At 59.6% G+C, this 25926-nt stretch carries 23 protein-coding genes and 1 pseudogene; 13 read left to right on the top strand and 11 right to left on the bottom strand.

All coding sequences use genetic code 11. The features are described from left to right. Positions 1 to 115 precede the first annotated feature (115 nt). Genes AC53L6_RS17085 through bcp form a run of 3 tightly spaced genes read right to left on the bottom strand, consistent with a single transcriptional unit; the run spans position 116 to position 2201 of the window. Positions 116 to 925, bottom strand: coding sequence for a ferritin-like domain-containing protein (locus AC53L6_RS17085; protein WP_496908719.1), 810 nt, complete (start codon positions 923 to 925; stop codon positions 116 to 118). After that, positions 922 to 1743 (bottom strand): alpha/beta fold hydrolase, encoded by an 822-nt coding sequence (locus AC53L6_RS17090; RefSeq protein ID WP_496908720.1) that lies wholly within the window; start codon positions 1741 to 1743, stop codon positions 922 to 924. Before AC53L6_RS17090 ends, AC53L6_RS17085 begins: the two co-directional genes overlap by 4 nt. Beyond that, positions 1740 to 2201, bottom strand: coding sequence for a thioredoxin-dependent thiol peroxidase (gene bcp / locus AC53L6_RS17095; RefSeq protein WP_299206570.1), 462 nt, complete (start codon positions 2199 to 2201; stop codon positions 1740 to 1742). The genes AC53L6_RS17090 and bcp overlap by 4 nt, the downstream gene beginning before the upstream one ends. A gap of 72 nt (positions 2202 to 2273) precedes the next feature. Here bcp and AC53L6_RS17100 point away from each other — a divergent pair, with 72 nt between their 5' ends. From AC53L6_RS17100 to AC53L6_RS17145, 10 genes are all read left to right on the top strand, one after another. Further along, positions 2274 to 5693: a DUF3971 domain-containing protein gene (locus AC53L6_RS17100; RefSeq protein ID WP_496908721.1), complete on the top strand. Its 3420-nt coding sequence runs from the start codon at positions 2274 to 2276 to the stop codon at positions 5691 to 5693. 21 nt (positions 5694 to 5714) lie between these two features. After that, complete coding sequence (queA, locus tag AC53L6_RS17105; RefSeq protein ID WP_496908722.1) at positions 5715 to 6767, top strand: tRNA preQ1(34) S-adenosylmethionine ribosyltransferase-isomerase QueA; 1053 nt, start codon at positions 5715 to 5717, stop codon at positions 6765 to 6767. Between the two features lie 94 nt (positions 6768 to 6861). After that, positions 6862 to 8133 (top strand): MFS transporter, encoded by a 1272-nt coding sequence (locus AC53L6_RS17110; RefSeq protein ID WP_299703028.1) that lies wholly within the window; start codon positions 6862 to 6864, stop codon positions 8131 to 8133. Positions 8134 to 8230: 97 nt separating this feature from the next. Continuing rightward, entirely contained in the window at positions 8231 to 8809 is a 579-nt protein-coding gene (locus AC53L6_RS17115; protein WP_299603053.1) for a DUF924 family protein, read from the top strand. Positions 8810 to 8953: 144 nt separating this feature from the next. Continuing rightward, positions 8954 to 10351, top strand: a complete 1398-nt coding sequence (lpdA, locus tag AC53L6_RS17120; protein WP_496908723.1) for a dihydrolipoyl dehydrogenase — start codon at positions 8954 to 8956, stop codon at positions 10349 to 10351. Between the two features lie 68 nt (positions 10352 to 10419). Beyond that, the gene (locus tag AC53L6_RS17125) at positions 10420 to 10821 is read left to right on the top strand and encodes a hypothetical protein (RefSeq protein WP_299748438.1); all 402 of its coding nucleotides are present in this window, start codon (positions 10420 to 10422) and stop codon (positions 10819 to 10821) included. Positions 10822 to 10908: 87 nt separating this feature from the next. Continuing rightward, positions 10909 to 12078 carry an MFS transporter gene (locus tag AC53L6_RS17130; RefSeq protein WP_299206531.1) on the top strand — a complete coding sequence of 390 codons (1170 nt, stop codon included), beginning with the start codon at positions 10909 to 10911 and terminating at the stop codon, positions 12076 to 12078. An 87-nt stretch (positions 12079 to 12165) separates the two neighbouring features. Beyond that, positions 12166 to 15048 carry an excinuclease ABC subunit UvrA gene (gene uvrA / locus AC53L6_RS17135; protein ID WP_496908724.1) on the top strand — a complete coding sequence of 961 codons (2883 nt, stop codon included), beginning with the start codon at positions 12166 to 12168 and terminating at the stop codon, positions 15046 to 15048. Positions 15049 to 15121: 73 nt separating this feature from the next. After that, entirely contained in the window at positions 15122 to 15829 is a 708-nt protein-coding gene (locus tag AC53L6_RS17140) for a head GIN domain-containing protein (protein WP_496908725.1), read from the top strand. A gap of 188 nt (positions 15830 to 16017) precedes the next feature. Beyond that, positions 16018 to 16275 carry a hypothetical protein gene (locus tag AC53L6_RS17145; RefSeq protein ID WP_496908726.1) on the top strand — a complete coding sequence of 86 codons (258 nt, stop codon included), beginning with the start codon at positions 16018 to 16020 and terminating at the stop codon, positions 16273 to 16275. Between the two features lie 3 nt (positions 16276 to 16278). On the opposite strand, the gene mmsB is transcribed toward AC53L6_RS17145, so the two are convergent. The 6 genes and pseudogenes from mmsB to AC53L6_RS17175 all read right to left on the bottom strand — a co-directional run bounded on the left by mmsB (position 16279) and on the right by AC53L6_RS17175 (position 21675). After that, positions 16279 to 17151 (bottom strand): 3-hydroxyisobutyrate dehydrogenase, encoded by an 873-nt coding sequence (mmsB, locus tag AC53L6_RS17150; RefSeq protein ID WP_496908816.1) that lies wholly within the window; start codon positions 17149 to 17151, stop codon positions 16279 to 16281. Between the two features lie 93 nt (positions 17152 to 17244). After that, positions 17245 to 18291 (bottom strand): annotated as a pseudogene (locus AC53L6_RS17155) (enoyl-CoA hydratase/isomerase family protein); the annotation flags it as partial. After that, positions 18189 to 18539: a RidA family protein gene (locus AC53L6_RS17160; RefSeq protein WP_496908727.1), complete on the bottom strand. Its 351-nt coding sequence runs from the start codon at positions 18537 to 18539 to the stop codon at positions 18189 to 18191. The gene AC53L6_RS17160 and the pseudogene AC53L6_RS17155, both read right to left, overlap by 103 nt. Then, the gene (locus AC53L6_RS17165; protein ID WP_496908728.1) at positions 18536 to 19678 is read right to left on the bottom strand and encodes an acyl-CoA dehydrogenase family protein; all 1143 of its coding nucleotides are present in this window, start codon (positions 19676 to 19678) and stop codon (positions 18536 to 18538) included. Before AC53L6_RS17165 ends, AC53L6_RS17160 begins: the two co-directional genes overlap by 4 nt. A gap of 61 nt (positions 19679 to 19739) precedes the next feature. Next, complete coding sequence (locus AC53L6_RS17170) at positions 19740 to 20174, bottom strand: hypothetical protein (protein WP_496908729.1); 435 nt, start codon at positions 20172 to 20174, stop codon at positions 19740 to 19742. A gap of 1 nt (position 20175) precedes the next feature. Continuing rightward, positions 20176 to 21675, bottom strand: coding sequence for a CoA-acylating methylmalonate-semialdehyde dehydrogenase (locus AC53L6_RS17175; protein WP_496908730.1), 1500 nt, complete (start codon positions 21673 to 21675; stop codon positions 20176 to 20178). 124 nt (positions 21676 to 21799) lie between these two features. Here AC53L6_RS17175 and AC53L6_RS17180 point away from each other — a divergent pair, with 124 nt between their 5' ends. From AC53L6_RS17180 to coaD, 3 genes are all read left to right on the top strand, one after another. Further along, complete coding sequence (locus AC53L6_RS17180; protein WP_496908731.1) at positions 21800 to 22711, top strand: LysR family transcriptional regulator; 912 nt, start codon at positions 21800 to 21802, stop codon at positions 22709 to 22711. A gap of 174 nt (positions 22712 to 22885) precedes the next feature. Continuing rightward, complete coding sequence (locus AC53L6_RS17185; RefSeq protein WP_299206510.1) at positions 22886 to 23320, top strand: CBS domain-containing protein; 435 nt, start codon at positions 22886 to 22888, stop codon at positions 23318 to 23320. Between the two features lie 80 nt (positions 23321 to 23400). After that, positions 23401 to 23892, top strand: a complete 492-nt coding sequence (coaD, locus tag AC53L6_RS17190; RefSeq protein WP_299206508.1) for a pantetheine-phosphate adenylyltransferase — start codon at positions 23401 to 23403, stop codon at positions 23890 to 23892. Positions 23893 to 23930: 38 nt separating this feature from the next. Here coaD and AC53L6_RS17195 read toward each other — a convergent pair whose 3' ends face one another. Both AC53L6_RS17195 and AC53L6_RS17200 read right to left on the bottom strand, forming a co-directional pair. Further along, entirely contained in the window at positions 23931 to 24971 is a 1041-nt protein-coding gene (locus tag AC53L6_RS17195; protein WP_496908817.1) for a FecCD family ABC transporter permease, read from the bottom strand. An 11-nt stretch (positions 24972 to 24982) separates the two neighbouring features. Further along, on the bottom strand, positions 24983 to 25918 hold the full coding sequence (locus AC53L6_RS17200) for an ABC transporter substrate-binding protein (protein ID WP_496908732.1): 936 nt from the start codon (positions 25916 to 25918) through the stop codon (positions 24983 to 24985). Between the last annotated feature and the right edge of the window lie 8 nt (positions 25919 to 25926).

The raw sequence follows: 25926 nt of genomic DNA on the forward strand, positions 1-25926 counted from the left end.
ACGCCTGTGCATAAAGTCACAGCGCTTTGGCGGCAAGTCTCACGCTACGTTCTGTGTAAAACCGGTGCGGAAATGTATCAAATTGGCGGAAAACCGCGCATGATATCCATACGGATCAGTCTGTTAGCGCAAGAGGCCAGTAGAAATCCGGGGGCAGCCCGGCTTCGGCTCTTTTTTCCTCGTTGAAGGGTGGTTTGAGGGGGCTGTGGAAGTATTTCTGAACCAAGGCGTGGAACGCATCCTTGGGGTCAAGATTGTCGCGCCCACACATGAAGTGGAACCATTTCGAGCCGTAAGCGACGTGGGCCACTTCCTCGGCATAGATGGTTTCGAGTGCGGCGACGGCGCTATCGAGTTTCGCTTTTTGGAAGATGTCGATCATGCCCGGCGTTACGTCGAGCCCGCGGGCTTCGAGGACCATGGGGACAACGGCGAGCCGCCCCATGAAATCCTCTGCCGTGTCTTCGGCGGCGCGCCACATGCCCGCATGGCCCGGAAGGGCGCCGTAGTGGCTGCCCAGCTCTTCGAGGCAGTCGCACATCAGGTTGAAATGTTTGGATTCTTCGTCTGCCGCTTTCACCCAGTCGTCGTAAAACCCCATGGGCATCGGCACATGGGTGAAGCGGGCGATAATGTCCCAGTGCAGGTCCACGGCGTTGAGTTCGATATGGGCCACGGCGTGCAGCAGCGCGATGCGCCCCTGCGGGCTGCCGGGGCGGCGGCGCGGCACGTCGCGGGGGCTGAGCAGTTCGGGCGTTGATGGCCGCGCCGGGTGCGTGGGCGGAGAGGCGGTACCGATGTCAGGTGTGTGCCCGTCGGCCCGTGCGGCTTTCCATTCGGCGGCCAGCTTGCGGGACAGGGCCGTCTTTTCCCGGCCGTCTGAGGTGCGCAGCACAGCCTCGGCCATCTGTGCAAGGGGCATCATGAGGCGAGGGCGGGCAGGGCTGCCCGGAGCGTTGCGTCAGCATTTTCAAGTTGCGGCATATGTCCGAGTCCCGGCAGTTCTGTCATGGGTGGGCGGCCCATCGCCGAAGCCAAAACGCGCCCGCGCGCCAAGGGTATCCACGGATCGTCCGCGCCCCACAAGATGTGAACGGGGCATCTGACCTTATCCAGTTTGTCCTCGAACGCTGCGGTGAGCGCCTCGTCCGCTTGCGCGAATTGGCGATAGAATGCGATCTGGCCCTCAGCGTCCAGCCAAGGTGCGACCAGTTGATCCATGTCGTCCCGGGCGATGCCATGTGCGAAAGCGCCGCCAATATACGCCTCGACAATACCCCGATGTATGTGCGGCGGCACAGCGGAGAACACATCGACATGACGTTTCACATGATCGAAAAAGCCGGAGCCCCAAGGGCGCATCATCACCACGTTCATCAGCACCAGACGGGTGTAGTCGACACCGCCCATCAGATGCGCCCGCAGTGCGATCGCGCCGCCGAAATCATGCGCCCAGACAATGGGTGCGCGCAGGTCGAAATGGTCGAGCATCTCGGCCAAGACCTGCGCTTGCGCATCAATCCCGCTGGGACGGTCGGCCCGATGTTCCGAAGCGCCGAAATCGGGCATGTCGTACCAATGCACGGTGAACCGTTCGGACAGGCGTGCAATGACGCGGTGCCAGGAAAAGGACGACCAGGGCCAGCCATGGGCCAGCACCAGCGCAGGGCCGGTGCCGGTTCGACCAGCGGCAACAAAACCTGCTGACGTCTGGAACCGCTCAGGCAGATGCCATCCGGTCACAGGGCTTTGACAGCCGCCAGCACCGCTTCGGCGTGACCGGGCACCTTCACCTTGGGCCAGACCATTGCAACACTTCCATTGGCGTCGATCAGATAGGTTGTGCGTTCGATGCCCATGTACTTTTTACCGTACATGTTCTTTTCCTTCCAAACGCCGTAATCCTCGCAGACCGAGCCGTTTTCGTCCGACAAAAGCCCCACGGTCAGCTCGCGTTTCTTGGCGAACTTGGCGTGACTGGCGACGCTGTCCTTGGAGATGCCAAAGACCTTGGCGCCAGCGGATTCAAACTCGGCCAGATGTTCGGAAAAGGCGATCGATTCCTTGGTGCAACCCGGCGTGTCATCGCGCGGATAGAAATAAAGCACGATCGGACCGCCTTGCATCGCCGACAAGGTCACATCATTTCCATCACTGTCAGGCAGGGTGAAGTCAGGGGCGGGGGAGGCGATATCGAGCATGTTTCGGCCTTTTCATAAGACTTGGGAAAGTTGTGACTGGCATGATAGGGCTGGGCGGACAAGAATAAAGACATGAGCAGTGAAGACCCGACTCCTGAACCGCCCGCGCGGCGGAAAAAAAGCCTGTGGCGTCGCCTTGGGCTGGGGAGCCTGTTTTTCAGTCTTTTCTTTGCCGTCATTCTGGGCACCGCCATCTATGTGCTGATCGGGCGACCGGTTGCGGCACCGGATTGGTTGCGCGACCGGATTGAGGTGCGGGCAGGACAAGCGTTGGGCGCGGCGTCGCTGCGCTTTGATGCGCTCGATCTTGTTGTCGAGGACAGCAGCAAGCCACGGGTCCGCATGAGCAATGTGCAAGTGCTGAACACCGCTGGTGTTGAGATTGTGGGCTTTTCCGAAATGCGGATTGGTTTATCCGTGACCGGTCTGGCGCGGGGAGAGTTTCGCCCCACGGACATCAGCGTGTCGGGAGTCTTTGCCAGCATGCGGCGTGAGATTGATGGATCGGTCATTCTGTCCGGCGGTCTGGATCTGACCGGGCCAACACAACGGGCGGCCAACCTGGCCTTGCTGATCGAAAGCGTTGATGAACTGCTGACCTTGCCAGGCCTGTCTGCCCTGACCTCGGGCGACATTCAGGCGCTGACCCTGCGGGTCGAGGATGTCAGATCCTCCCGCGCGTGGACGGTTGACGGTGGTCGGATGCGATTGGCGCGCGACGGCGACGCAGTGCGCATTACTTCGGACCTTGCCTTGCTGAGCGGTGGCGAGGACGTGGCGACGCTGGAGGCCAATTACGAGGGTCAGGTCGGGCAGTCATCGGCCACCTTTGGTGTCTTGGTCAGCGATGTGGATGCCGCAGATATTGCGGTTCTCGCACCGGCCTTTGAATGGCTTGACGTGGTGCGTGCCCCGATATCGGGTGCGGTGCGTGGCGGTGTTGGTGCGGATGGTGCGCTGGACCCGCTAAATGTGTCGCTGAATATCGGCGCGGGTGTTATTCAACCAACCGACGCGACACGACCGGTGCCGTTCCAGTCGGCGCGCAGTTACTTCAGCTATGATCCCGGCGACACCGTTCTGACTTTCGACGAACTGTCGGTCGAAAGCGCGTGGATCACGGCGCAGATCGACGGTCAGGCGGTTCTGGGGTTGGACGATCAGGGTGGTCTTGATGATCTTGTCGGCCAGTTTCGGGCCACGTCATTAAGTGCAAATCCCGATAACCTGTATCCTGAACCGATCGAGATGCAGGCGGCACAGCTGGATTTCCGTTTGCGCCTTGATCCCTTTCGGCTGGATGTTGGACAGGCTTTGTTTCAGGACCATGGGCAAAACCTGATTGCGCAGGGCGCATTGTTGGCTGCCCCGGATGGGTGGAGCTATGAGCTGGATGCGCAGGTGGCGGGCATGATGCCTGAACGCTTGTTGGAGATCTGGCCGGATCGCTATGCGCCCAAGGCCCGCAAATGGGTGCTGGAGAACCTGCAAGATGGGTTCATGCGCGACATTGATGTTGCGCTGCGAGATACGCCCGGCAGCCCGACTGTCGCCTATGCCGGGTTTGCTTACGAGGACGCGCGGGTGCGTTACCTCAAGACGATGCCCCCGGTCGAGCAGGCGAGGGGGAGCGCCAGCCTGCTGGATGGCCGTTTTGTGGTTGCCGTTGATCAGGGCTTTGTCGCGTCACCGCGTGGTGGCCGTATCGATGTCAGCGGGTCGTCCTTCATCATTCCCGATGTGCGTGCGCGTGAGGGTGTGCCTGCCGTCGTCCGGTTGGAAACAGACGGCACGGTGACGGCGGGCCTGTCGCTGTTGGATTTGCCGCCGCTGAGCGTGATGGAGCGCGCGGGGTTGTCTCCGACACTGGCGGATGGGCGTTTGCAGGCCGCCGGTACGCTGGCCTTTGCCATGAAGAAGGGGCTGAAGCCCCAGGATGTTGAGTATGATGCGACCGGCACCGCCCGGGATGTTTTGAGCACCACCCTGATCGAAGGGCGACGTCTGGCGGCTGACACGTTGCGGGTCATCGCCTCGCAAAACAGGGTTGAGGTGTCTGGCCCCGGAACGTTGGATGGAGTGCCGTTTGATGCGCGCTGGGCGCAGCCCTTGGGGCAGGGATCGCCGCAACCGAGCCAGGTCACGGGCACAATCGAGCTGTCAGAGCGGACGATTGATGCGTTTGAACTGGGCCTTCCGCCCGGGTTGGTGACCGGTCGGGGGACCGGTGACATCACCATTGACCTGCCGGTGGGCGGCGGTGTCCCCTCCTTTGCCTTGTCGTCCAACCTGCGTGGGGTGCGCCTGTCATCGCCGCCGCTGGGGTGGTCGAAGCCTGCGTCAACCGCTGCGTCCCTGACCCTGGCCGGACAACTTGGGCCGTTGCCGCGTGTGGATCGGATTGCGCTGGATACGCCTGGCTTGCAGGCGGAGGGGGGGATCACGTTCATTCCGGGCGGGGGGCTGGAGCGGGCGAGTTTCAGCAGCGTTCGTGTCGGAAACTGGATGAATGGCCCGGTGGATCTGTGGGGCCGTGGTTCTGGGGCTGCGCCGGCGGTCGAGGTGCGTGGCGGCGTGCTGGATCTGCGCGCGGCGGATTTTGGTGGTTCGGGTGCGGGCACCGGCGGGCAGCAGGGGGGCGGGCCGTTGAGCCTGACCTTGGATCGATTGCAGATCACCGACACCATCGCGCTTGATCGCGTGACGGGTGATTTCAACATGGCGCGCGGGTTGGATGGCGAGTTTCGTGCCCGGGTGAATGGCCGAACGCCGATCCGGGGCCAGGTGCTGCCGCAGAACGGTCGCAGTGCGATCCGCATCACGTCGGACGATGCGGGTGGTGTGGCGGCCTCAGCCGGTATTTTGAAGCAGGCGCGGGGCGGGTCCTTGTCCCTGACCCTGTTACCTGTAGGAGATGCGGCCTTTGACGGCACGTTGAGTGTCAAGGAAACGCGGGTGCAGGATGCGCCGGCCATTGCCGCCCTTTTGAATGCGCTTAGTGTTGTCGGCCTGCTGGAGCAGATGAGCGGCAGCGGCATTCACTTTCAGAATGTCGATGCCTCTTTTCGCCTGACCCCATCCACGATGACACTGACACAGGCCAGTGCGACGGGGCCGTCGATGGGGCTGTCCATGGATGGTGTTTATGATGTGGCAGGCGGGCGTCTGAACATGCAGGGCGTGATCTCACCCCTGTTTCTGATCAATGGGATCGGCGGCATCTTTACCCCTCGGCGCGGCGAGGGTTTGATCGGTTTCAACTACCGTTTGCGCGGCCCGGCGGCGAACCCGCGCGTGCAGGTCAATCCGCTGTCGGCGCTGACGCCCGGCTTGTTCCGCGAGATTTTCCGCGCCCCGGCGCCGGATGTTCCCCGGGTCGAAGGGGAGCAGGTGGCGCCGGTCGTACCGGAGGCCTTTGTGCCCGAGGACACAGGACCCAGCCGTGCCGAACAAAGACGGATTGAACGGCAAAAACGCATTGATGATCGGTGATTGCGTCGCTACGTGGCGCGCATGAAACTGGATGATTTCGATTTTGACCTGCCCGAAGCGCTGATTGCCACGCGTCCTGCGTCGCCGCGGTCGTCAGCCCGTTTGCTGGTGGCCGAAGGGGACGCGATTCACGATCAAGTGGTCACGGACCTTGTTTCGTGGCTGCGTCCCGGCGATTTGCTGGTTCTGAACGACACACGCGTGATCCCCGCGCGCCTGTTCGGCACCCGCGCACGGCAAAGTGCGCAAGGCCTGACCGAAGCACGGATCGAGGCGACCCTGCTGGAGCCCCGCGCTGACGGCACATGGTCGGCTTTGGTCAAACCGTTGAAGAAGGTGAAGCCGGGCGAGGTGATCCGCTTTTCCGATGATCTGTCGGCCACGCTTGAGGGCAGCGCGGACGGGCAGGGGTATTTGCGGTTCAACCTGACCGGTGATGACTTTGACGCGGCGCTGGCCGAGGCCGGAGCGATGCCACTTCCACCCTATATCGCTGCCAAACGCCCGGCGGATGCGCAGGACAAGACGGACTACCAGACGATATGGGCCAAGCATAGCGGCGCCGTGGCAGCCCCCACGGCTTCGCTGCATTTCGATGATGCGCTGATGCAGGCGCTTGCCGATCATGGGGTCGAAACAACCCATGTCACGCTGCATGTGGGCGCGGGCACGTTCCTGCCCGTCAAGGTGGAGGATGTCACCAAGCACAAGATGCACGCCGAATGGGGGCAGGTTTCGGCCCGGGCCGCGCAGGACATCGCGGCCGCCAAGGCACGCGGTGCCCGGGTGATTCCCGTTGGCACCACGGCCCTGCGTTTGATCGAGACGATGGCGCGGGATGGCGGCATCGCGCCCTGGGAAGGGGAAACGGATATCTTCATCTATCCCGGTTTCAGCTTTGGCGTGGCGGACGGGTTGATGACCAACTTCCACCTGCCCAAATCGACATTGATGATGCTTGTGTCAGCCCTGATGGGGCAGGATCGCATTCGCGCCATCTATGACCACGCCGTGAAATCGGAGTACCGGTTCTTTTCGTATGGGGATGCGTCGCTTTTGTTGCCGCAAACGTGACACCGGAAACCGACACACACTGGTCGCACATATCTGCGACACGGTCGGCAAATGCAGGGCAGGGTGATTTCACCCCTTCAAGGAGTTCCGCATCATGTTCCAAGTTCTGACAAGCGCCTGGGCCCTGCTGTTTGGCATGGGGCTTTTGATGGTGGGCAACGGGATGCAAGGCACGTTGCTTGGTATTCGGGGGGAGATCGAGGGATTCTCGACCGCCCAGATGTCGATTGTCATGTCGGCCTACTTCCTTGGATTTCTCGGTGGCAGCCGTCTGGCCCCAAGGATGATCCAGCGGGTGGGCCATGTGCGCGTCTTTGCGGCACTCGCGTCGCTGATTTCGGCAGTGATGATCCTGTACCCGACCTTTGCGGATCCGTGGGCATGGACCATCGGGCGCGTTGTTATCGGTTTTTGCTTTTCTGCCGTCTATGTCACGGCGGAAAGCTGGCTGAACGATGCGGCCGACAATTCGAACCGGGGCAAGGCTCTGTCTTTGTACATGATTGTGCAAACATTCGGCATTGTGGTCAGCCAGTATTTGCTGCTGACCGCCGATCCCTCGGGCTTTGTCCTGTTTGTCATTCCGTCGGTGCTGGTGTCGCTGGCGATTACGCCCATCCTGTTGTCGATCAGTCCGGTGCCGGCCTTTGAAACAACCAAGCCGATGTCGCTGCGCGCGCTTGTCGCGACCTCGCCCTTGGGCTGTGTGGGCATGTTCCTGCTGGGAGGTGTCTTTGCCGCGCAATTCGGGATGTCGGCGGTTTACGGCACGCAAGTAGGGCTGTCGGTCGCGCAGATTTCGGCTTTTGTGTCGACCTTCTTTGTCGGGGCGATGCTTTTGCAATATCCCATTGGCTGGATTTCGGACCGGATGGATCGCCGGGCGTTGATCCTGATCGTCGCTGCCATCGGGGGTGGTGGCTCGGTCCTTGGTCTGCTTCTGGGCGGTAGTTTTGCCATGCTTCTGGTATCGGCTTTTGTCGTGGGCGGCATGTCAAACCCGCTTTATTCCCTGCTCTTGGCCCACACGAATGACTTTCTTGATCACGATGATATGGCGGCCGCGTCTGGTGGGTTGGTTTTTATCAATGGTCTGGGTGCTGTTTTTGGTCCGTTGATTGTTGGTGCGCTGATGGAAAGCGTGGGACCATCGGGCTTTTACATGTTCACTGGTGTGCTGTTTGCCGCGTTGGTTTCCTATGCAGCCTACCGGAGAACGCAACGGGCTGCGGTTCCCGTCGAAGAAACGGGTTCGTATGTTGTGATGTCCCAGGCCACCACTACGCCGGTTGGCATGGAATTCGCGCAAGAATACGCCATTGAGGCTGATTTGGAGGCGGAAGATGACGCACAAGCGGCATCCTAACACGCAATGTGTCGCACCTGTCGTATTTCGTGATTGGGGTCTGTGGAAAACTTATGTAACCATTTGATTACGGGGCATGGGAAGCGGGAGACAAACCATGGTTGGTCCGGACGAAGTATTGAGTTTCTGGTTGGATGAGTGCACGCCGGATGATTGGTTTAAATCTGACGCTGCATTCGATCAAAAAATACGCGACCGTTTTGGCGGCGCGTGGAAGGCGGCGACGGAAGGCAAGTTTGCGCTTTGGTTGACATATCCGTCGGGGGCGCTGGCCTATATCATTCTGACAGACCAGTTCCCACGCAATATGTTTCGCGATGATGCAGCAGCCTTTTCCACGGACAAGGCGGCCCTTGCCGCGGCCAAATCCGCGATCGCGAAAGGCTGGGACATGCGGATTGATCTGCCTGCGCGCCAGTTCTTTTATATGCCGCTTGAGCATTCGGAAAACCTGTGTGACCAGGATCGAGCCGTGCGCCTGATCTGTGAGCGGATGAAGGATGACGAGTTTCTGCTACATGCCCGGGCGCATCGCGAAGTGATCCGCGAGTTCGGCCGCTTTCCGCACCGCAATGCGGTTCTGAGACGGGCCACGACCGCAGCGGAAAAGGCACATCTGGACGCAGGTGGCTATGGGGCTGTTCTGCGAGGCATGCAGGCTGACAAGGCTGCCTGACAAACTTTTTCTGTTTCAATGACGAGCTGGCGCGGGGCTTCCCTTGCGTCAGGCGTTTTGTCGCGCCATGCTTTCGTTGTGAAGTGTTCAGAAATAGTTTAACGGTAAACTAAATCTGGCGCAGCGTTTGGCGAGGGCATTGAAATGGCGGCGAAATCCTTTGATGTGGTGGTGATCGGGTCTGGCCCAGGCGGGTATGTGGCAGCCATTCGTGCGGCGCAACTGGGGCTGAGTACCTGCGTGGTGGAGCGCGAGAGTCTTGGCGGCATCTGCTTGAACTGGGGCTGCATCCCGACCAAGGCGATGTTGCGCAGTTCGGAAGTGTTCCACCTGATGCACCGCGCCAAGGAGTTTGGCCTGAAGGCGACCGGTGTGGACTACGATCTGCCCGCTGTTGTTGAACGCTCACGCAAGGTGGCTGGTCAGCTGTCCGGCGGTGTTCAGCATCTGCTGAAGAAGAACAAGGTGACCGTTATCATGGGCGAGGGGACGATCCCATCCAAGGGCAAGGTCAGCGTCAAGACCGACAAGGGCACCGAAGAGCTGACAGCGAAGAGCATCATCCTTGCCACTGGCGCGCGGGCGCGTGAGTTGCCGGGGCTTGAGGCGGATGGCGATCTTGTCTGGACCTACCGGGCGGCGCTGACGCCGAAGCGGATGCCAAAAAAGCTGCTGGTGATCGGCTCCGGTGCTATCGGGATCGAGTTTGCCAGCTTCTACAATACGTTGGGGGCCGAAACGACCGTGGTGGAAGTCATGGATCGTGTGCTGCCTGTTGAGGATGCCGAGATTTCGGCCTTTGCCAAGAAGGCGTTTGAAAAGCAGGGCATGAAGATCATGCAAAAGGCGATGGTCAAGCAACTTGATCGAGCAAAGGGCAAGGTGACGGCCCATATCGAGGTCGGTGGCAAGGTTGAGAAGCATGATTTCGACACAGTTATTTCCGCCGTTGGTATCGTTGGGAATGTCGAGGGGCTGAACCTTGAAAAACTGGGCGTGAAGGTGGATCGCACCCACGTTGTGACGGACGAATACTGCCGGACCGGTGTCGAGGGGATTTATGCCATCGGCGACATTGCTGGCGCGCCGTGGTTGGCACACAAGGCGTCACATGAGGGCGTCATGGTGGCCGAACTGATCGCCGGCAAGAACGATGTTTATCCGATCAAACCCAACTCCATTGCCGGATGTACCTACTGCCACCCACAGGTGGCGTCTGTTGGTCTGACCGAGGCGGCGGCCAAAGAGGCTGGCTATACACTGAAGGTCGGGAAGTTTCCGTTCATCGGCAACGGCAAGGCGATTGCCCTGGGCGAGCCGGAGGGCATGATCAAGACCGTGTTCGATGCCAAGACGGGCGAGTTGCTTGGCGCGCACATGATCGGTGCCGAGGTGACCGAGCTGATCCAGGGGTATGTCGTGGGACAGGCGCTGGAGACAACGGAAGAAGACCTGATGCACGCCGTTTTCCCGCACCCGACGCTGTCAGAGATGATGCACGAGAGCGTGCTCGACGCCTATGATCGTGTGATCCACATGTAAGGCACTGCGACTTTCCGGAATCACAAATGGCCGCTATTCTGCGGCCATTCTATTTTGGGAAGATTGATATGAAGCTTTTTTGCGCAAGTCTTTTGATCGCGGCCGCTTCCGTGTTTGTCTCTGCGGTTCCTTCCAATGCACAGCAGATTATCGCTGAATATTACACGATGCTGGTGGATGCTGACCTGAGCAATTCGCGTGGCGTACCACTTGGTAATTTCTGCGCGGTCGTTCAGCAGGACCGTGCCAACTACCACCGTTTTGGCATTCGTCATGATGGGGATGATTGGGATCCGATCTTTGCGGATCGGGTGGCGCGTGCGCGCATTGCGACGACCTGTCAATTGGCAGCGGGGTCTGAATATTTGCCGTCGTCGCTGGCGCAATATGGCAGCAAATACGTCCATGTCCGCGTCTTTGGGTCTGGTGGAATACCAACGCTGGTTCTGGTCGCTGAAGGCGCAGGCTGAGGCCGGGACCAGCCCACACATGCAGGTCGCGCACGGTGCACAGAAAGTGGCCTTGCAGCCCCTGACGTTCAGGCGTAGCCCGGACAGATGAGCGACCGCACTTCATTCCCCCTTGTCTTTGCCCTGTGGGGGGCGGGGCTGGGTGCAGCGGGACAATATGCCAAGATATCTGTGATCTTTGACAAGCTGCCTGCTGTTTATCCCGACGCGGGTGCGGCGCTGGGGTTCACCGTGTCCCTTGTCGGGTTGCTTGGTATCCTACTGGGTGTTGTTGCGGGCCTTGTCGTCGCCCGTATCCGGTATCGGCGGGCGATGCTGTGGGCGCTTTGGGCGGGTGCGGCGCTGTCACTTTATCAGGCGACTTTGCCGAGCTTGCCCTTGATGCTGGTGAGCCGTGCGCTTGAGGGCGTGTCGCATCTGGCGATGGTTGTTGCCGCGCCTACGCTTATCGCGCAGCTGAGTGCCGAGCGGCATCGCGGCTTTACCCTGACACTGTGGAGTACGTTCTTTTCCGTCGCCTTCACCCTTTTGGTCGCCCTTGGCCTGCCGCTTGTGGATGCGATGGGAGTGCCTGCGTTGTTCGTCGCTCATTCCATTTGGCTGGCCGTGTTCGCGGTTATCCTTGGTGTGTTCCTGCGCCCACTTGAGGTGCCGCCAGAGGGTACTTTGTCCCTGCGGGGCATCTTGCGCGATCACGTGACCATCTACCGTTCCCCCAGCATTGCGGCACCGGGGGCCGGTTGGTTGTTCTATACGTTTTGCTTTCTGGCGATCCTGACAGTTTTGCCGCCCTACATCGCACAGGAATGGCGGGCTTGGGTCATGGGGGCGATGCCTTTGACGTCGATTGCCGTGTCCCTGACGCTGGGCGTTTTTGCGATGCGGTTCATGTCTGCGATCATGCTGGTGCAGATTGGCTTTGTGCTGTGCATCCTGTCGCTGTTGTGGCTTTGGGCAGCACCCGGATTGCCCGTGGCCTGTCTGGCGCTGGCGGGGGCCTTGGGGCTGGTGCAGGGGGCAAGCTTTGCGGCTGTGCCGCAGTTGAACCGGACTGCCGCCCACCAATCCCAAGCCTATGGTGGCTTGGCGCAGACCGGCAATCTGGGCAACACGCTAGGCACGCCCGTGTTGTTGGCCGTGCTGGGTATAGCTGGCTTTCCGGGGTTGGTCTGGACTTGCGTCGCCGTCTTTGGTTGCGGAATTGCGGTCCATGCGTGGATGGCGACGCGGCGGCGTACTGACACCATTCGGCAGTAAGCGACATGTTCACGACATGTTCTCACTTTTTCATTGGCTGTTTCGGCCATCTGACCTATGTACAAACCGTTAATCCGGGGGGCTGATATGGCCGAGCAGAAGAATATCGAGGTGCGTGGCGCGCGCGAGCACAACCTCAAGTCCATCGACGTGGATATCCCGCGCGACCAACTGGTTGTGATCACTGGGCTTTCCGGGTCGGGCAAGTCATCGCTGGCCTTCGACACGATCTATGCCGAGGGGCAGCGCCGCTACGTGGAATCACTGTCGGCTTACGCGCGTCAGTTCCTGGACATGATGCAGAAGCCGGATGTCGATCACATCTCGGGCCTGAGCCCCGCGATTTCCATCGAGCAGAAGACGACGTCGAAGAACCCTCGATCGACCGTTGGCACGGTGACTGAGATTTACGACTACATGCGTCTGCTCTTTGCCCGCGTGGGTACACCCTATTCGCCTGCCACTGGCAAGCCGATCGAGGCGCAGCAGGTGCAGGACATGGTGGACCGCATCATGACGATGGAGGAGGGGACGCGCGCCTATCTTCTGGCCCCCATCATCCGCGACCGCAAAGGCGAGTACCGCAAAGAGTTTCTGGAGCTGCGCAAGCAGGGTTTCCAGCGTGTGAAGGTCGATGGCGAATTCTATGAGTTGGACGAGCCGCCGACATTGGACAAGAAGTTTCGCCATGACATCGACGTTGTGGTGGACCGGATCGTGGTGCGGGAGGGGCTCGAGACGCGGTTAGCAGATTCGCTGCGGACGGCGCTGGATTTGGCCGACGGGATTGCGATCCTTGAGACTGCGCCGAGTGAGGGTGAACCGGAGCGCACGACCTTTTCCGAGAAATTTGCCTGCCCTGTCAGTGGCTTCACGATCCCCGAGATCGAGCCGCGCCTGTTTTCCTTCAATGCCCCTTTTGGGGCGTGCCCGTCCTGTGACGGGTTGGGGCACGAGCTGTTTTTTGATGAGCGGTTGGTGGTGCCGGACCAGACATTGAAGGTCTATGACGGGGCGCTCGCGCCCTGGCGCAAGGGGAAATCGCCGTACTTCTTGCAGACCATTGAGGCGATTGCGGCCCACTACGAGTTTGACCCACAGACCAAGTGGAAGGACCTGCCAGCCCATGTGAAGCAGGTGTTTCTGTACGGTTCGGGCGATGAGGAGATCCCGTTCCGTTATGACGAGGGCGGGCGCGTTTATCAGGTGACGCGCGTGTTCGAGGGGGTGATCCCCAACATGGAGCGCCGCTATCGCGAGACGGATTCGAACTGGATCCGCGAGGAATTCGAGCGCTACCAGAACAACCGTCCTTGTGGCGATTGTGGCGGGTTCCGCCTGCGGCCCGAAGCGTTGGCGGTGAAGATCGGGCCACGTGATGACCCGGACCGGCTGCTGCATGTGGGGCAGGTGGTCGAGATGTCGATCCGCGAGGCCTTTGACTGGTGTCAGACCGTGCCGGAGCATCTGACAGACCAGAATAACGAGATTGCGCGGGCCATTCTGAAGGAAATCCGCGAGCGGCTTGGGTTCCTGAATAACGTTGGTCTTGAGTACCTTACAATGTCACGTTCAAGTGGCACGCTGAGCGGGGGAGAGAGCCAGCGTATTCGGTTGGCCTCCCAAATCGGGTCCGGTTTGACCGGCGTTCTGTATGTGCTTGACGAACCGTCGATTGGCCTGCACCAGCGCGACAATGACCGGCTTTTGGGCACGCTCAAGAACCTGCGCGATCAGGGCAACACTGTCATCGTGGTGGAACATGATGAAGAGGCCATTCGCGAGGCTGATTACGTGTTCGACATTGGTCCAGGTGCGGGTGTGCATGGCGGGCAGGTCGTCGCGCATGGCAGGCCGGATGTGCTGGCCGCCAGCGGGTCCATTACGGGCGACTACCTGTCTGGCAAGCGCGAGATTGCGGTGCCGACAGAGCGTCGCAAGGGTAAAAAGGGCAAGAAGAAGGTCACAGTCGTCAAGGCAACGGGCAACAATCTGCAGAACGTGACTGTCGACTTCCCACTGGGCAAATTTGTCTGTGTGACGGGTGTATCGGGTGGCGGCAAGTCCACGCTGACCATTGAAACGCTGTTCAAGACGGCATCGATGGCGCTGAACGGTGCGCGCCAGACACCTGCGCCCTGTGAGACGATCAAGGGGCTGGAGCATCTCGACAAGGTGATCGACATCGACCAGCGGCCCATCGGGCGCACCCCACGTTCGAACCCGGCGACCTATACCGGGGCCTTCACGCCCATTCGTGACTGGTTTGCAGGGCTGCCCGAGGCCAAAGCCCGCGGCTACAAGCCGGGGCGTTTTTCCTTCAACGTGAAGGGCGGGCGGTGCGAGGCGTGCCAGGGCGACGGTGTTATCAAGATCGAGATGCACTTCCTGCCGGATGTTTATGTCGAGTGCGAGACGTGTAAAGGCGCGCGGTATAACCGTGAAACGCTTGAGATCAAGTTTAAGGGCAAGTCAATTGCCGACGTTCTCGATATGACGGTCGAGGATGCCCAGACGTTTTTCCAGGCCGTGCCGTCGATCCGTGAAAAAATGGATGCGCTGATGCGCGTGGGCCTTGGCTACATCAAGGTCGGCCAGCAGGCGACGACCTTGTCGGGCGGCGAGGCGCAGCGGGTGAAGTTGTCGAAAGAGCTTTCGAAACGGTCGACGGGCCGGACCCTCTATATCCTCGATGAGCCCACGACCGGTCTACACTTTGAAGATGTGCGCAAGCTGTTGGAAGTGCTGCATGAATTGGTGGATCAGGGCAATTCGGTCGTTGTGATCGAACATAACCTCGACGTCGTAAAAACTGCCGATCATATCATCGACATTGGACCTGAGGGCGGCGATGGCGGTGGTCAGGTTGTCGCGACCGGCACGCCGGAGGAAGTGGCGGAGGTGGCCGAGAGCCACACCGGCCGGTACCTGAAGCCGATGCTGGCACAGCGCAGGGTGGCAGCAGAGTAAATTGGCTCAGGTGTCTTGAATGTTAATCTGATTAACACCATCTCATCTTCGTATTCACATCGGGAGAGTGAAGATGAGACGACCTTTTTACGTCGTGTCGGCTGTCTGTGCGGTTGCCTTGGCCACCCCGCTGGCGGCTCGCGAAACAGTTCATGACTTTTCAGGTTTTACCAAGATCATCGCCGCTGATGGTGTGACGGTCCGGGTGTTTTCAGGCTCGGACTACCGCGTTGTGTCCGATGTCTCTGGCACTGCGCGCGAACGTCGCCTGGTGGTGGAACAGGATGGCGACACGTTGTCGATCAAACGCCAGGGTGGATCGTCGATGATCCTCATGGGGATGGCCGATTACTATACCGTCACGGTGCATATGCCAGAGTTGACGTCGATTATTGGCAGTCGCGGGGTTGACGTCGAAGTCTCGGGCACGTTTACCGATGCATTCGAAGCGATGAGCAGCAGTGGTGCCGATGTCGATATTGACGGGTTGGACACCGAAACGGTGTTCCTCAAGGCCAGTTCGGGCTCGGACCTGGACGTGCGCGGCTCCTGCGGGTCCCTTGTGGTCGAGGCCTCTAGTGGGTCGGACATTGATGGTGAAGATCTGGAATGCCGGGACGTCCATGCACGCGCCTCAAGCGGGTCGGACATCGAAATCCATGTCTCCGAGACCTTGTTCGCACGCGCCTCCAGCGGGGGCGACATTAATGTGGAAGGTGCGCCGATGGATGTGAAGGTGAAGGAAAGCTCAGGCGGGGAAGTGAGCCTGCCCGGGTCCTGAACGACTGATTGCTGTTTAAGTCCCGAATTGGGCAGGGCGTGAACGCGGGGCGCATTGCTTTCAGCTGCGCCCTGCGTCGTTTGAAAAGCGACGTTAGGTAAATCTGATTGTTTTGGTCAGAATGCCGCATTCAATGTGGTTCCACGTGCCTTATCTGATGGGAAACCTTTGGATGGAGCCAAACAAACATGACCACGACAACCACCAACCCGACGCAAAAATCGAGTTTCCTGCGGACGGGGTTGCGGACAATATCGGATGCCGCCCGCACCATGTTCTCTGCTGTGGTTGGCCCAGAGCTTTATGTCATGCTAGGGATATTGGCCCTGGTGGTCGCATGGGGGCTGGCCATTGCCACATGGGGGTATCCAGCCCTGATCATCGTGGCCCTGTTCCTTGTATTTGTGATTTTCGCAGGCTTAATGCTGATCACCGTGGGGAAATAGAAGTCAGCCGCGCCCGCGGGTTTCGAACCGTGGCAGCATGGCGCTGAAATCCTTGCCCAGACCATCCTCGTTTTCGACAAACTGGCGGTAGAGTTCTAGCGCGCGTTGCCCCATCGGGGTGTCCGCGTCGACGGCCTCTGCCGCCTGTTGGCTCAGCCCGAGGTCCTTCAGCATCAGTTCTGCTGCGAAACCCGGAGTGTAGCCATTGTCCGCGGGGCTTTGCGGGCCAACGCCCGGGGCAGGGCAGTAGGCGTTCATTGTCCAAGAATAACCCGAGGATGTGCTGACCACATCGAACATTTTTTGTCGGTCAAGTCCGAGTTTGTCGGCCAGGGCAAAGGCTTCGCAGGTGGCGATCATGGTCGCGCCGAGGATCATGTTGTTGCAGATCTTGGCCGCCTGACCAGCGCCTGCATCGCCGCAATGCACGGCCTTTTGCCCCATGATGTCGAAGAGGGGCTTGGCGGCTTCAAAGGCTGCGGTGCTGCCGCCCGCCATGAAGGTAAGCGTTCCACCAGCAGCGCCGCCAATGCCACCCGATACGGGTGCATCGACACAGCCCAGCCCGGCAGCATCTGCCTGTGCGGCGACCGCACGCGCGCTTTCCACATCAACGGTCGAGCAGTCGATCAGAGTTGCGCCGGGTTTCATCGCGGGGATCACTTCGGCGGCGACGGCGCGCAGGATGTCGCCATTGGGCAGCATCGTGATGACGATGTCCTGACCGGTGGCGGCCTCAGCAGCACTTGATGCGTTCGTGACGCCCTCGGCGGTGGTTCCGGCGACGTCGAACCCGGTCACGGTATGCCCGGCCTTGGCAAGGTTCGCGGCCATCGGAGCACCCATGTTGCCCAGCCCAACAAATCCGATCTTCATGCCCGTTTCTCCTAATTTAAGTGCCATGTCCCCCAGCGGCATCAGCATCTTGCTGATCGCGGTGGGCGGGACCGTGCCGTCGGCATATTGCCATTTCGGCATGCGATCCTTGTCTATGATCGCGGCCCTGATCCCTTCAAGGAAGTCACCATGCTCCATTGCGCGCGCGGTGAAGCGGTATTCAAGGTCCAGCGCCTTTTCCAAGGTCAGCGATGGACCGCGCAGGCGGTGCAGGGCCTCGATGGTACAGGCCATGGAGAGGGGGCTATTGCGGCCCATGCGCTTGAGTGTATCGCGAGCAAAGTCACTGTCCTCGTCCCGCAGCGTGGTCAGCACGTCGCTGAGGGAGGCGCCATGGAAGTGGCTGTCGATGTCGGGCATTGCCTGTTGCAGCGGTCCGGGCGCGGGGTCCGTGGCGGCTACAGCGATGCAGGATGTATCGCCGGTGGCCTCAAGCGTGGCTATCAGTGCGGGCCAGTGTGCTTCGGCCACGTAGTGGTCGGCGAAGCCAGCAAAGATCGCGTCGCTTGCATTCATCCGCGCCGCCGTGGTGCCCAAGTACTCCCCCAAGCGACCCGGGGCGAGGGCGAGCATCAGCGACCCGCCCACATCCGGAACAAGGCCGATGCCGCATTCCGGCATCGCGATCTGGCTGCTGTCGCCCACAACCCGGTGCGACCCGTGACACCCAATGCCGACGCCGCCGCCCATGGTGAACCCTTGCAGGAAGCTGACCACCGGTTTGGGATAGTGAAAGATCTTGTGGTTCAGGCGGTATTCGTCGGCCCAGAATGTTTGGCCGTAGGCATAGTCGCCCTTAGTCCCTGTTTCGTAGAGTTCGGCAATGTCACCGCCCGAACAGAAGGCGCGGTCGCCGATCGCGTCGAACACCACCACTTCGACACTGTCATCGCTGTGCCATGTGTCCAGTGCCGCTTCGATGGCGAGGCACATCTCATAGGTCATCGCGTTGAGCGCTTGGGGACGCTGCAAGGTGATCCGGCCCGCGCGCCCGGTGATACGGATGGAGATGTCAGTCATGGCAGGGCCGCCGTGCAGATGATTTCGATGTCGTAGCCTTCGCCACCAATCTGTACCTCTCCACACGACCGGGCGGGGGCGGTACCAACGGGCACCCATGCGTCCCAAACCTCGTTGATGGCGTCATAGTCGGATATAGAGGCGAGCCAGATGGTCACGGACAGCAATCGGGTTTTGTCAGTGCCCATGGCGGCAAGGTGATGATCGACCTTGGCCAGCGCTTCGCGTGTTTGGGTCTGGATCGGTGCAAAGGCGGTACCACACTGCCCGGCAAGATAAGCGGTCTGACCGTGCATAACCGCCTGGCTCATCCGTTTGTCCGAATCGAAGCGTTTGATGTCGGTCATCGGTTCTTCAACATGTCGCGCGCCACGATCACACGCATGATTTCGTTAGTGCCTTCGAGGATCTGATGCACGCGCAAATCGCGGACCAGTTTTTCGATTCCGTAGTCGGCCAGATAACCGTAGCCGCCGTGCAATTGCAGGCATTGATCAACGACCTTGGAGCCTGCGTCGGTTACGAATTTCTTGGCCATGGCGCAGAACTTGGTGGCATCAGGCGCGCCGTTGTCCAGTTTCCAGGCGGCTTGGCGCAGGAAGGTGCGGGCGGCTTGCAGTTCGATCTCCATATCCGCGAGGCGGAATTGCAGGCCCTGGAACTGGTCGATGGGCTGACCAAACGCCTTGCGCTCGCCCATATAGGCCAGCGTCACATTCAAAGCCGTCTGGGCTGCGCCCAATGAACAGGCGGCAATGTTCAGACGACCGCCATCGAGGCCCATCATCGCATATTTAAAGCCTTGGCCTTCTTCTCCGACCAGATTGCGGCTGGGGATATTGCAATTGTCGAACTGGACCTGCGCAGTGGGTTGGCTGCGCCAGCCCATTTTGTCTTCCAACCCACCAAATGACAAACCTTCGGTTTCGTCTTCGACATAGACTGTGGACACACCCTTTGGCCCGTCTTCTCCAGTGCGCACCATGCAGACATACGCATCCGAGTATCCGCCACCAGAGATGAACGCTTTGGTGCCGTTCAGGGTGTAGCCCTCATTCGTGCGATCCGCACGGGTGCGCAAGGCCGCCGCGTCGGAGCCAGAGCCGGGTTCGGTCAGGCAATAGCTGAGCACGGTGTTCATGCTCAGGACGTCCGGCATCACGCGGGCCTTCAGACCGTCACCCGCAAAGCTGTCGAGCATCTTGGCGCACATGTTGTGGATCGACAGGAAGGCCGCAACGGATGGGCAGGCCATGCTTAGTGCTTCGAACACCAGCGTTGCATCAAGCCGGGACAGACCCGCACCGCCCGCATCTTCCGAGACATAGAGCGAAGCAAAACCCAGTTCACCGACCTTGGGCCACAGGTCCTTGGGGATGGTGCCAGCAGCTTCCCAATCGCGCGCATGGGGCGCGATCTCGGACTGGCCAAAGGCATGGGCCATGTCGAAAATTGCGGTCTGTTCCTCGGTCAGTGCGAAATCCATGCTGCCTCCCATAGCGCAATGGCTTGAATTGAACGCACGTTAAATTCCGATGTTTGCAGGACTATTGCAAGGCCTGCTTTCCGACCGGGGGCAGAAGCATATCAAGGGCTTTTTCAGGCTGACCAAGTAGCGTCAGTGCCTCGGATTCCGAGTGCTGCACCATCGGCACAACCGCATCCACGTTGTCCCAGGATTTAATGAACAGCGCGCTCAGTTCCTGACTGATCTGCGTTGGTGCGATATAGACAACAAGCGATTGCACGCCGGAGTTGGCAAAGCGATCTACTTTGGTCGCTTGCATCTGCATGAAACGAACATAATCCCGTTCATAGTCGGTGATGCTGCTGAAATCGACCAACTGCTTTTGGCCAAGCGCATAGTGCGGGTGGGCCAAATAGGTTTGGGTGGCACCGAGCGTGTCGTCTATGGTCACGAAACCTGAATACCGGACCACGACCAAGCCGCGGTCCGGGATGATGCGAAAACGTATGGGCATGCTATTCCATTACGGGGATCGAAAATTCTCCGCCTTCCTTTATTCCAGATGGCCAACGGGCCGTCACTGTCTTCGTACGCGTATAGAACTTAAATGCGTCAGGACCGTGTTGATTTAGGTCACCAAATACGGATTTTTTCCAGCCCCCAAATGTATGATAGGCCAATGGCACGGGAATTGGGACATTAATGCCTACCATGCCGATGTTGATTCGGTTGGCAAAATCGCGGGCTGTGTCACCGTCCCGGGTGAAGATTGCGGTCCCGTTTCCGTATTCATGATCCATGGCGAGGCCGATGGCCTCTTCGTAGGTTTGTGCGCGGAGGGTTGTCAGGACAGGGCCAAAGATTTCCTGCTTGTAGATATCCATGTCTTTGGTCGCACGGTCGAAAAGATGCGGACCGACAAAGTATCCCTCTTCGTAGCCTTGAAGTTTGAAATCACGCCCATCGACAACCAGTTCGGCGCCCTGATCAATACCGGTTTGCACAAGCCGTTCGATGTTGGCCTTGGCTGCGCCGGTCACAACGGGGCCATAGTCCACGTCATTGCCTGCGGTGTAGGGGCCAACTTTGAGCTTTTCGATGCGCGGCACCAGTTTTTCAATCAGACGGTCTGCCGTTTCGTCGCCAACGGGAACTGCGACCGAGATCGCCATGCAGCGTTCGCCCGCTGCCCCGTAACCTGCGCCGACCAGAGCGTCGGCGGCCTGATCCATGTCGGCATCGGGCATGACGATCATATGGTTCTTGGCCCCGCCAAAGCACTGAACGCGTTTGCCGTTCGCACAGCCCGTGGCATAGATGTATTCGGCGATGGGGGTTGATCCGACAAAGCCAATGGACTGGATCACGTCGTGGTGCAGGATCGCGTCCACGGCTTCCTTGTCGCCATTGACCACTTGCAGGATACCTTTGGGCAGGCCCGCCTCTTCCATCAATTCGGCCAGCATCAGGGGAACCGACGGGTCGCGTTCGGACGGTTTGAGGATAAAGGCGTTGCCGCAGGCGATGGCAGGCGCGAACATCCACATCGGGATCATGGCGGGGAAGTTGAATGGCGTGATGCCCGCCGTCACACCCAGCGCCTGACGCATGGAATACATGTCGATGCCGGGGCCGGCGCTGTCGGTGTATTCGCCTTTCAGTAGGTGGGGCGCGCCGATGCAGTATTCGACCACCTCAAGGCCGCGTTGCACATCGCCCGCCGCATCCGGCAGCGTCTTGCCATGCTCGCGACTGAGCGCTTCGGCCAGCTTGTCCATGTCGCGATTGAGCAAAGTCACGAACTTCATCAACACGCGCGCCCGGCGTTGCGGGTTGGTGGCCGCCCAAGCCGGTTGCGCTTTGGCAGCAATGTCGACGGCATGGGCCAATTCGCTTGCCGAAGCGAGCGGCACCTTTGCCTGCACCTCACCCGTGGCGGGGTTCATGACGTCGGCAAAACGGCCCGATGTTCCTTTGACGTGGGCACCATCGATGTAGTGGGTCAGTTCCTGCATTCTGCGTCCTCCCGAGGGGGTGTTGAGTTTCGAAGTTGGCGGCAGGATAGTCTTGCAAAATATCTGGCAAAAGAGGCAAGTAGGCAAAACCATTTTGCATTTTTGCAGATTGGAAGGGGTTTTGATGCTGCCACATTGGGATGATCTGCGCCTGTTTCTGGCAGTGGCGCGCGCTGAAACGCTTTCGGCGGCCGCCAAGGATGTCCGCAAGGATGCCGCGACCTTGGGTCGGCGTGTGGCGCGACTGGAGCGGGATCTGGATGTGGTTCTGTTTCGCAAATCTCCGCAGGGATATGCGTTGACGGATGCGGGGGCGCAGTTGCTGGAGCGGGCAGAGACCGCAGAGGCCGCCATGCGCGCCGCAACGGAAGGGATTTCCGGGGCAGGGCCTACCCAAGCTGAGACCGGGTTGACCGGTCAGGTGCGCATCGGTGCGCCGGATGGATGCGCGAACTACGTGCTGCCGCAGGTCTGTGCCGCCTTGGGGAAAGCGCACCCCGCGCTCGATATTCAGATCGTTGCCTTGCCCCGGGTGTTCAACCTGTCCCGTCGCGAGGCGGATCTGGCCATTGGCGTAAGTGCACCGACAGCGGGGCAGCTGACGGTGCAACGTATTACAGATTACCGGCTGCATCTGGCTGCCAGTGAGACCTATTTGGAGGGTGCTGCGCCGCTGGCCAAGATGACCGACCTGCAGTCACACCGGATTGTTGGATACATCCCTGACATGATTTTTGATCGAGAACTGGATTATCTGGCCGATGCCGGGGTCGAACGGGTTGCACTGGCGTCCAACTCGGTCGCGGTGCAGTTGAACCTACTGCGGCAGGGTGCGGGCGTCGGTGTGGTGCACGACTTTGCCTTGCCATTCGCATCTGGTCTGCGCCGCGTGCTTCTTGACCAGATGTCTCTGTCGCGCAGTTTTTTCCTGATCCGGCATCAGTCTGATACCCGTGACCGACGGTTGAACGCGTTTGCCGAGCTTTTGGTGCAGGGCGTCCGGTCCGAGATTGCGAGACTTGAAGGGTATGTATAAATAAAATCAAGTTCTTGCGGGAATATATTCAACTTCTTTTTTGATGCTTGGGGTGCGCGCTCATGGACAAATTTCAACCGGCAGTGGATCGCCGGGCGACGTTCGTACACTTGACAGACAGGGCCTTGGCGGCAGACGCTGAGTTATGTCGCAGTATTGACGAGGTCCAGATCCATGCTTGTGCACCAGATTCTCAAGTCCAAATCCGATGACGCTGTTGTTACGGTGAAACCCGGCACGCAGGTGTCAGAAGCGGCGAAGATCCTTGCCGAGCGCAGGATCGGGACAGTCGTCGTCTCAACAGATGGGCTAACCGCCGAGGGTATCCTGTCGGAGCGCGACATCGTGCGGTTTCTGGCCAAGCGGGGTGGGGCCATCCTGAACGAGCCGGTGGACAACTTCATGACCTCGAAACTGGTGACATGCCAGCGCGACGACAAGGCGGACGATATCTTGGCCCAGATGACGGAAGGCCGATTTCGCCACATGCCCGTCGTCGAGGACGGGCAACTCGTGGGGCTGATTACCCTGGGCGACGTGGTCAAGGCGCGGCTGACCGAGCTGTCGATGGAGAAGGAAGCGCTTCAAGGCATGATTATGGGCCACTAACCAGACGCTTGCGTCGTGTTTGCTTGCAATCGCGTGTCTGAAATGCTGCATTGCGGCCAAGACGACTGACGGAGCCGCCAATGCGCATCGGCCTTTACCCTGGCACCTTCGATCCCATCACGCTGGGGCACATTGATATCATTCGGCGGGCCAGTCCCATGGTCGACAGATTGGTGATTGGCGTTGCCATCAACCGCGACAAAGGGCCTTTGTTCTCATTGGAAGAACGCGTGGCCATGATCGAGGCCGAATGCGCGAAGTTGAGCGCGCAAACGGGGACCGAGATTGTCGCCCATCCCTTTGAAAACCTGTTGATCGATTGTGCCCGCGACGTCGGAGCACAGCTTATCATTCGTGGACTGCGGGCCGTTGCCGATTTTGAATACGAATTCCAGATGGTCGGCATGAACCGCCAGCTTGATAACAGCATCGAGACTGTTTTCCTGATGGCCGAGGCGGAACACCAGGCGATTGCATCCAAGCTGGTCAAGGAAATTGCCCGCCTTGGGGGCGATGTCAGTAAATTTGTGACACCGCTTGTGAATGACGCGCTGGAACAGCGGTTCGGTTGATCTGGATCTTTCGACACGTTTGTCGAGGGAACTTTTACCTAGCCCACGCGCCGTCGCAGCAGCCAGACAAAGAAGACACCACCAATTAGCCCGGTGATGACGCCAATTGGCACCTCGTCGGGCGCCATGAATGTGCGCGCAAGAACATCAGCCCAGATCAGGAACACGGCGCCAAGCAGGGCAGAAGCAGGCAGAACGCGGGCATAGTCGCCCCCGTCGATCAGGCGCACGATGTGTGGCACCATCAGGCCAACAAAACCGATGATGCCGGAGAAGGCCACCATGACACCGGTGATCAGCGCGCCCACCACGAAAACGGAGAGGCGAAACCGAGCCACCGAAATGCCCAAAGTGGATGCTGTTTCATCCCCGATGGTCATTGCATTCAGGTTGCTGGCGTTGATCCACAGGTAAGCGCCGCCTGCGACAAGGATGGCAAATGGAAAGACAAGCTGGCCCCACTGGGCGAGGCCTAGCCCACCGAGCATCCAGAACACCACTGTGTGGGTGGCACGTGGATCACCAAGAAAGATCAGCATATTGGCCAGTGACATGACGATGAAGGACACGGCAACACCGGCCAGGATCAGACGATCTGCGCTGGTTGCCGAGGCAAACTGGGATACGGCGAGCACAAGCAGCGTCGCTGCGAGCGCACCAAGGAAGGCCAAAAGCGGTACGGTGAGCAGGCCCAGAAACAGACCCGTATGCAGCAAGGCCAGGATGGCACCAAAGGCTCCTCCGGCAGAGATGCCCAGAAGATGGGGATCGGCCAGCGGATTGCGCGTAACGGCCTGCAGGCTGGCCCCGACCATTGCAAGTCCGGCCCCGACACAACACGCCAGAAGCGCGCGGGGAAAGCGGATGTCCCACACAATCGCCTCGCGCCCCGAAGACCATACCACCGGCACCCAGTCGGGCGATATCTTGTTAGCGACTACGCCCCAAACCACCGACATCGGGATCGGGATTGCACCAAGGCCAACGGCTGCGGAAATGGAGAGCACCAGCACCACAAAACCCACGCCGATCACTAACGGGCGCGTCGGGGTACGGCTTTTTACGGTTGCGCCGGTCATCTCCATGCGTGTCACTCTGCGCGGAATGCGGCGGCGAGCGTCTTGACCGCGTTGATGTTGCGGGGACCCGGTGTTGCCTCGACATATTCCAAGGTGACGAAGCGATTATTTTTGACTGCATCAATCTCGGCAAAGGCGGGGTTGGACATCATGAAGGCGCGTTTTTCCTCAGCTGTGACCTCACCGTAATTCACGATCACAATGATTTCGGGATTGCGCTCAACCACCGCTTCCCAACCGACGGTGGCCCAACTTTTTTCAAAGTCATTCATGATGTTGGCGCCACCCGCTGCTTCGATCAGGGCGTTGGGCATGGCATAGCGCCCTGCCGTAAATGGCACATCTTCACCACTGTCATAGACAAAGACACGGGGGGCCGCCTCAAGTGGCTCTAGCTCCGCCGTAAACCCCTCCAGATCGGCGCGGTAGTCTGCGACCAATGCTTCGGCCTTGTCAGAAACGTCAAAAATCGCACCCAGGTTCAGCAGGTCGTTGTACATGTCGTCCATGCTGGCCGCGCCTTTGTCGCCGATGTGAATGCAGCTTTCCGTCAGCTCGTACACGTCGATGCCAAAGGGCGCGAGCGTTTCAGGCGTGACATCGCCTCCGACCTTCATGCCGTAGTTCCAACCGGCAAAGAAGAAGTCTGCGTCTGCTCCGATCAGCACCTCTTTGCTGGGGTATTTTGCGGACAATTCTGGCAGCGCTTCGATGCCCGCCGTCATCTCTTCGTCTAGTGTTTTCCAGCCCGAAATACCTGTGTAACCGACCATCCGGTCTGCAAGGCCCAGGACAAGCATCATCTCGGTCAGGTTCACATCGTTCGAAATTGCAGCCTGTGGCGGGGCATCGAAGGTGACAGTACGGTCACAGCTTTGCACCGTGGTTTGTGCAAATGCGCCCGTGGCGCACAGGATAGTGGTGAGGGTGGTGAGTGTGAATTTCATTGGGGGCC

It is taken from the genome of Tateyamaria sp. LSS28, from assembly GCF_059611725.1.

What these genes read in the sequence shown, in the direction of transcription:
- AC53L6_RS17085 (WP_496908719.1), bottom strand. Translation starts at nt 925, where the DNA reads ATGATGCCCCTTGCACAGATGGCCGAGGCTGTGCTGCGCACCTCAGAC.
- bcp (WP_299206570.1), bottom strand. Translation starts at nt 2,201, where the DNA reads ATGCTCGATATCGCCTCCCCCGCCCCTGACTTCACCCTGCCTGACAGT.
- AC53L6_RS17100 (WP_496908721.1), top strand. Translation starts at nt 2,274, where the DNA reads ATGAGCAGTGAAGACCCGACTCCTGAACCGCCCGCGCGGCGGAAAAAA.
- queA (WP_496908722.1), top strand. Translation starts at nt 5,715, where the DNA reads ATGAAACTGGATGATTTCGATTTTGACCTGCCCGAAGCGCTGATTGCC.
- AC53L6_RS17110 (WP_299703028.1), top strand. Translation starts at nt 6,862, where the DNA reads ATGTTCCAAGTTCTGACAAGCGCCTGGGCCCTGCTGTTTGGCATGGGG.
- AC53L6_RS17115 (WP_299603053.1), top strand. Translation starts at nt 8,231, where the DNA reads ATGGTTGGTCCGGACGAAGTATTGAGTTTCTGGTTGGATGAGTGCACG.
- lpdA (WP_496908723.1), top strand. Translation starts at nt 8,954, where the DNA reads ATGGCGGCGAAATCCTTTGATGTGGTGGTGATCGGGTCTGGCCCAGGC.
- AC53L6_RS17125 (WP_299748438.1), top strand. Translation starts at nt 10,420, where the DNA reads ATGAAGCTTTTTTGCGCAAGTCTTTTGATCGCGGCCGCTTCCGTGTTT.
- AC53L6_RS17130 (WP_299206531.1), top strand. Translation starts at nt 10,909, where the DNA reads ATGAGCGACCGCACTTCATTCCCCCTTGTCTTTGCCCTGTGGGGGGCG.
- uvrA (WP_496908724.1), top strand. Translation starts at nt 12,166, where the DNA reads ATGGCCGAGCAGAAGAATATCGAGGTGCGTGGCGCGCGCGAGCACAAC.
- AC53L6_RS17140 (WP_496908725.1), top strand. Translation starts at nt 15,122, where the DNA reads ATGAGACGACCTTTTTACGTCGTGTCGGCTGTCTGTGCGGTTGCCTTG.
- AC53L6_RS17145 (WP_496908726.1), top strand. Translation starts at nt 16,018, where the DNA reads ATGACCACGACAACCACCAACCCGACGCAAAAATCGAGTTTCCTGCGG.
- mmsB (WP_496908816.1), bottom strand. Translation starts at nt 17,151, where the DNA reads ATGAAGATCGGATTTGTTGGGCTGGGCAACATGGGTGCTCCGATGGCC.
- AC53L6_RS17160 (WP_496908727.1), bottom strand. Translation starts at nt 18,539, where the DNA reads ATGACCGACATCAAACGCTTCGATTCGGACAAACGGATGAGCCAGGCG.
- AC53L6_RS17165 (WP_496908728.1), bottom strand. Translation starts at nt 19,678, where the DNA reads ATGGATTTCGCACTGACCGAGGAACAGACCGCAATTTTCGACATGGCC.
- AC53L6_RS17170 (WP_496908729.1), bottom strand. Translation starts at nt 20,174, where the DNA reads ATGCCCATACGTTTTCGCATCATCCCGGACCGCGGCTTGGTCGTGGTC.
- AC53L6_RS17175 (WP_496908730.1), bottom strand. Translation starts at nt 21,675, where the DNA reads ATGCAGGAACTGACCCACTACATCGATGGTGCCCACGTCAAAGGAACA.
- AC53L6_RS17180 (WP_496908731.1), top strand. Translation starts at nt 21,800, where the DNA reads ATGCTGCCACATTGGGATGATCTGCGCCTGTTTCTGGCAGTGGCGCGC.
- AC53L6_RS17185 (WP_299206510.1), top strand. Translation starts at nt 22,886, where the DNA reads ATGCTTGTGCACCAGATTCTCAAGTCCAAATCCGATGACGCTGTTGTT.
- coaD (WP_299206508.1), top strand. Translation starts at nt 23,401, where the DNA reads ATGCGCATCGGCCTTTACCCTGGCACCTTCGATCCCATCACGCTGGGG.
- AC53L6_RS17195 (WP_496908817.1), bottom strand. Translation starts at nt 24,971, where the DNA reads ATGACCGGCGCAACCGTAAAAAGCCGTACCCCGACGCGCCCGTTAGTG.
- AC53L6_RS17200 (WP_496908732.1), bottom strand. Translation starts at nt 25,918, where the DNA reads ATGAAATTCACACTCACCACCCTCACCACTATCCTGTGCGCCACGGGC.